This window comes from Acidobacteriota bacterium (genome assembly GCA_040752675.1).
Taxonomy (GTDB): Bacteria; Acidobacteriota; Polarisedimenticolia; order JBFMGF01; family JBFMGF01; genus JBFMGF01.
This window is the reverse complement of record JBFMGF010000088.1, coordinates 1-5827: the sequence shown is the minus strand read 5'-3', so window position 1 is coordinate 5827 and position 5827 is coordinate 1. Positions and strand designations below refer to the sequence as shown.

6 protein-coding genes are annotated in these 5827 nt (G+C 49.8%); 2 read left to right on the top strand and 4 right to left on the bottom strand.

Annotation, left to right across the window (positions count from 1 at the left end):
* Positions 1 to 268, top strand: a 268-nt coding sequence (locus tag AB1756_08255) for a phage holin family protein (GenBank protein ID MEW5807320.1), incomplete at its 5' end; no start/stop codon positions are given.
* Positions 269 to 292: 24 nt separating this feature from the next.
* Here the strand turns inward: AB1756_08255 and AB1756_08250 are convergent.
* The 3 genes from AB1756_08250 to AB1756_08240 all read right to left on the bottom strand — a co-directional run bounded on the left by AB1756_08250 (position 293) and on the right by AB1756_08240 (position 3743).
* Entirely contained in the window at positions 293 to 1915 is a 1623-nt protein-coding gene (locus AB1756_08250) for a GWxTD domain-containing protein (GenBank protein ID MEW5807319.1), read from the bottom strand.
* Positions 1916 to 2100: 185 nt separating this feature from the next.
* A complete protein-coding gene (locus tag AB1756_08245) occupies positions 2101 to 2793 on the bottom strand; it encodes a Mut7-C RNAse domain-containing protein (GenBank protein ID MEW5807318.1) in 693 nt (230 codons plus the stop codon).
* 68 nt (positions 2794 to 2861) lie between these two features.
* A complete protein-coding gene (locus AB1756_08240) occupies positions 2862 to 3743 on the bottom strand; it encodes a radical SAM protein (GenBank protein MEW5807317.1) in 882 nt (293 codons plus the stop codon).
* A 239-nt stretch (positions 3744 to 3982) separates the two neighbouring features.
* On the opposite strand from AB1756_08240, the gene AB1756_08235 reads away from it, so the two are divergent.
* Positions 3983 to 4666, top strand: a complete 684-nt coding sequence (locus tag AB1756_08235; GenBank protein MEW5807316.1) for a carboxypeptidase-like regulatory domain-containing protein — start codon at positions 3983 to 3985, stop codon at positions 4664 to 4666.
* Here the strand turns inward: AB1756_08235 and AB1756_08230 are convergent.
* The coding region (locus AB1756_08230) for a VWA domain-containing protein (protein ID MEW5807315.1) at positions 4584 to 5827 on the bottom strand (1244 nt) is incomplete at its 5' end. The genes AB1756_08235 and AB1756_08230 overlap by 83 nt on opposite strands.

The following is a 5827-nucleotide window of genomic DNA, read 5'->3' as shown; positions in this document are numbered from 1 at the left end:
TACACTGCTCCTTGCCGGCCTGGTCTTGGGAATCATCAACCTTTTCATCAAGCCCATCGTTGTTCTTGTGTCATTGCCAGTGATACTGCTCTCCCTGGGATTGTTCTACTTTATTATAAATGGGCTCATGCTCTGGCTTGTTTCGATGTTCATCCCGCAATTTCATATGGAAGGGATCCTGGCATTTTTGCTTGGGAGCGTTTTATTCACATGCCTGAACATGGTTGTTGGTTGGATTCTCCCAAAGAAGAAGAGAGATTCAGATTGAAAGATGTATGAGATGTTTTTTGTCTCAATCGATGACATCGAAGGAGGCCTCTTTTGTATGGGTGAGCCCGGTGACACTGTCTTTCACGGTGATCTCAATCTTGAACTTCCCGGAAGGCCACTTCTCAAGCGGGAAGGACCTGCCGCGTTCCTGCGTGTCGATGTTCTTAAGGACGAGAGGCTTCCCTATCTTCTGGAAAGCGTTATTCCTCCAGATGTGGAACTGATAGGAGATTTCAAGATCAGGCTTGCCCGTCGCGGGACTTTTAACTGCCTCGTATATCTGGAAGTAAATGACAAACTCTTCGTTCTTCCTGTAAACGGCATTCACCTTCTGCGACACTTTCAGATTGCCGGGGATGGGCGATAGCGATGAGGCAGTGCTTCTTCCGGTTTCCTCGATCCTGCTTGCCAGAACGATGTCGCTCATCGTGATCTCGTCTTTCTTGAAGGAAGGAATCTCAATCCTGTTGGAGAAAATGCTTATCTTTCCCCCCAGAAGCTCCTGGATCCCGACGACGGCGTTGTATATTCCGGGAGGGATGGTCAGGGAGGATGTCAGGCGAACTTCGTCTCGATCTCGGACCAAATGATTGGGGACGAAGTGATCGCTTGTGAATAGGAACTCGTTCTGTGGGTTGGCCACGTCTCTCAAATTCCCGAAGAGGCTCAAAGGAAGGACGGTCTTATCCGGGATCTCCCCCTTGTAATAATTCTTCAGGTTGGCCTGGACGGAGATGTTCAGATACGGCTGACCGTTTATGTCTTGAAAGACTGACGTCGTGATGTTCTTCGATGCCGGCTCGTAGAACTCAAAGGTTGTGACCCTCTCCTTGAGCAGGTCTTCTTCCTGTGGCGTGTCGGTGATCTCGGCGAGGTCAAACTGGAACTGTGTGATGGCTTTGAACTTCTCGATCTCTTCGGATTGTTCCGTGAAAACCCTCATCCTCTCTCGATCATCTTCCGATTGCATCTGCCCCTGATTTGGAGAAGCCGCAGAGGTCCCTTCGATGTCGAAGTCAGCAGGATCCGGGTAACGTTCGCTTTGAGCAATAAGTCCCGGAGCTACTTCGTCGAAGTGATCAGGATTATAACTCAGCTTGAATTCCCCCGTTGCATCCTTATAGAATGCAACTACGATCAGGGGAGACCCCTTCACTCCGGGAAGTCCCTGATAGGTCCAGCGTTCGATCCCCCTGTGCCCTGAGCTGCCCATCGATCGCATGTCATCCATGCTGATGGAGGCATCGGGATTATCGATGTACTCTTTCTGGTTAGGCGGGCCTGCCATGATGTAGATCTTCCCCCGGTCGGTCATCCATCCAGGTTTGGTAGACTCTTCGAACATCTGATTGGTGTATATGACGCGTTCCCAGTACTGTTCCCTGAACTCATTCTTGATGGTCAGGGGAGAAGGGTCTCTCCTCTGCCAGAATTTATAGATGAAGTGATTTCTCTCTCTGTCGGTCCTGAGAGATTTGAACTCTTTTGTCTCGTTGAATGTAGCAAGATAACGAACCGGACCGTCGATCCAGTTCTTGAGCTCGTATGACTTCTTACTTGCTTTCTCGGCCGTCTTTCCGGCAAAGATGAACATTGAGAAGAACAGGCTGATGACGAGAAGTGCGAGGAATAGGTATATTGCCATTTTCCTCTCTCTGCCGGGTAGGGGTACACTTACTCGACAAGTCATCCTTCTTTGATAGATTTTTCTCTGATGAAACATCCGGGACTCCTTTCTTGAGAAAATTCAAGATTCATCCCCTATTCCGGCTTCCTTCGATGCGGAAAATTGATTAAACTTTACTTCAACAGGGGAATCGTGTCAACATATCAGATATGAAAAAAAGGCTCCTCATTGTCCCACTCCTGGGCTTCCGCATGGATCCCGGCATTCCGAAGATGCTTCAGATAGGCAAGTTCATCCGGCATCGCCGCTGGTGTACAGGGAAATGAAAACGTGGGAACCGGCATTAGATAGAAAGAAAAGATGAGAAAGAGAAAAGATAGGAAAGTGAGAAAAGAAGCGGATGAGCCGAAAAAGAGGAAGAGAAGCGAAATTATGTTAAGTTTTTCTTTGAGCTTGAGGAGGATGTTGTCGCGGTGTGTGGCTCCCCAGTAAATCCTCTCGCATTCAGGGCAGCGTGAGAAGTCTTTCTGGGTCCTGTAGACGTAGGGGGGAACTAAATCTCTGACCTCTTCCCTGCGGATCGGCTTGATCCTGACGTTGCAGATGAGGCAGCGGCTCAGCAGATTGGATTCGTCCAGCTTCAGCCTCCTGTCTTTCAGGATCTGCTTGACCTGCTCGATGGGAACCTCGCTCTCGATCAGGATATACTCTTTCAACTTTTTCCTCTTCACGAGGTTCCTGTCCCTCGTGAGAAGGATCCGCTTCTCCCTGATAGCCTTTTCCAGGAGCTCATCGTCGCTGATGACCCGGTGATACTCGGTGTCGAAACCGAGTATCTTCATCCATTTGGAGAGTTTTCCGAGCATGCAGTCGGCTATGAATTTTACCTCAACCATGATCAGATGCCTTAAATCCTAAGTGTAGTAAGTGTGTACTTTAATATCAATGTTCCGAGAAAATGCACTTAAAATCCTCTGTAAAGTCCATATTTTCGGGCGATGGTGATGGCCTCTTCATATTCATCGCTGGTGATGCGACGATCCAGTCCCTTGATACGATGAGCCTGGTAGCAGGGGTGGTACTGGTCCATGACGTTGACGTAGGAATCCATCGATATCTCAGTGGCGATGAACCTCATCGTATCTCCCGTACCCGCCTTTCCTTCCGGCATGACAAGGTGTCTGATGAGGAGGCCCTTCTTGGCGATCCCTCTTTTATCCATGGAGAGATCGCCGACCTGACGATGCATTTCCTTCAGTGCGTCGCGCGAGACTTCTGGATAATCGGGAGCATTCGACAATTCTTCGGCTACATTCGAGTCGGAATACTTCATGTCGGGCATGTAGATGTCAATCACTCCGTCGAGGAGTCTGAGCGTCTCAACAGATTCGTATCCACCACAGTTATAGACGAATGGGATGTTGAGGCCGTTCTCGATGGCGAAGAGGATCGCCTTCATGATTTGAGGAGTCACATGCGTTGGCGTGACGAAGTTGATGTTGTGGCAGCCGAGCCTCTGGAGGGAGAGCATCATGGCGGCGATCTGTTCTGCCTGGAACTCCCTCCCTTCACGGCCATGACTGATGTCGTAGTTCTGGCAGAAAGAGCAGAGGAGGTTACAGCCTGCAAAGAAGATCGTCCCCGAACCATGGAAGCCGACAAGCGGTTGCTCTTCCCCGAAATGAGGCGCGAAGGAAGAGACGATGGCTTCCCTTCCGATTCCGCAGAACTTCACTTCCCCATCAAGCCTGTTGACCCGGCACCTGCGCGGGCAGAGAGCGCAATCTCCAAGAATGGCATACGCCTTCTCGATCCTTTCTTGCAATTCTTTGACGCTGATCTCCATTCCGGCTTTCGATCCGGACCAGTGTCGCCCGGACTTTCCATTATCCCGCAAAACTGATTTGCGGTAGCCAATTTTAAGATATATATTCTCATTCATCAATGAGAACCGAAAAGGGATGCATGACTCGAACAAACTTTGTGGTTCGAATAATGTCTACCGCTTTGATAGTTTCCGCCATTTTTTCCATAGAGCTCTTATCGTCCTTAGCGCCACCGAGTGCTTCGAGCCAGGAAGAAACATTGAAAGGGAAGGGATGGATCGGCGGCAGGTACTACGTTTCAAGGATGAACAACGTCGTCGGGGCGACTGTGAAGCTTACATTTGAAGGGGGCAGGATCCTCTTCATAACAGCGACTGATTCCGAGGGAAGGTGGAGCTTTGCAAAGATTCCAGAGGGAATCTATGGCGTCGATCTCTTAAAGGAAATGTATCTCCCTATCGGAAAAACCAACGTGAATGTCCGGTCACCTTTTAAGACGGTCATAGAGCTGAAGGCAACTCCTTCATCAGGGGCGATCGGAAGCATAAGACATTGGAGCGCAAGTAACATGAGAGAAGATAAAGTTCCTTCAGAGAAAGTTGCTAAACATGGTGAGGGGCCTGTGTTCAGGATAGAAGGGCGAGTCGTCTCAAAGGATGGAAATCCTCTTCCCGATGCGGAATTTCTGCTCAGAGATTTCAATGGTGAAAGGAATCCCATCCGGCTTTATTCGGACAACGCTGGGTATGTGAAAGTCGAGAATGTTCAGGCGCGACTGTTAGATGCAACTGTATCGGCCATCGGGCACCTGCCGCTCAGGTTTCCTCTCGATCTTGATGGCGATCTGAAGATCCAGGCCGTCATGGTTTCGCAGCCTCAGAACTACCGGTATTCTCCTTCAGAGCTGATTCCTTCTGAGAGGCCTCTTCCTCCTGGAGAATAGCCTTCCTCACGGCGAAGAACCCCTTCTTCGTTCGGACTGCATAGTCTTTATTCTTTGCTTCTGCTTTGAGCTTGACCCATTGACCCTCCCAGGCCGGGATCGCCGAGAAGTAGGTGATGTAATACTGCATCCTGAGCTCGTCGGCTATTGATTCATAGATGGATTCGAGCTCACTCGCTTTCGCAGTGAAGAAGGCCTTTCCTCCAGTCTCTTCCGCGAATTCTCTAAGAACGGAGCGACCCGCTGTCCCGAGAGTCAGTCCGAGGCCGATTGAATATATGGTTGCATCGGAGACTTTCGCCTCTTCGATGATTCTCTTGAAATCCACTAAACTCTCCGTATCCTCGCCATCGGACAGGAGTATAATGGCCTTCCTCCCGTCTATCCTGTTCAACTTACGGTAAGCAGCGTGAAGTGCGTCGTAGATGGCAGTTCCACCGATGGCAGTCGTGCTGTTGATGGCTTCCTTCAGCGCATCCTTTTTGCTGGTTAAGCCCTGAAGGAGAAAGACCTTCTCATCAAAATCGATGACGAGTGCCTGGTCTTCATTCCTCAGGGTGTCTATAAACATGCAGGCTGCCTTCTGAACTTCCTTCATGTTGTCCTGCATGCTTCCACTCGTGTCGATGAGGAGCGCCATCAGGATGGGCCGCGTCTCGTTATAGAAGTCCAGGATCTTCTGCGGTACCCCATCTTCGTAGAGGATGAGATCTTCCTTCTGGAGCTCCTTAACGAAGATACCGTTCTTATCGACGATCGTGGCATTCAAGATTACCCTGTTTACGTACTCCGTGTAATGGACCTCGAGTTTCCTGCTTATGAGAAAGTCGGAGACGCTGACGTCCTCTCTGTGGTAGGCGACAACTCTGATGACCCATGATTTCGAGATGCTGCCGAAGTTGTGATAGCACTGGAAAGGGAAATCCCTGTCGACGAAGATGAGCTTATCGCCAGCGAAGAACTCCACTCTGTCTAGGTACTGTGGATCGTCGATCTGAACATCAGCACTGATCCTCACCTTGCCGAAGAGATAGCTTCCCTCCGCCGGCTCTGTGATCTTCACGGAGAACCCCTTTCTCTGCTGGATATCCTGAGCCAGAAGCGTATTTCCACCCAGCATCACCGAAACCAGGAGAAAGGTGATAAAAATATATCTCACTT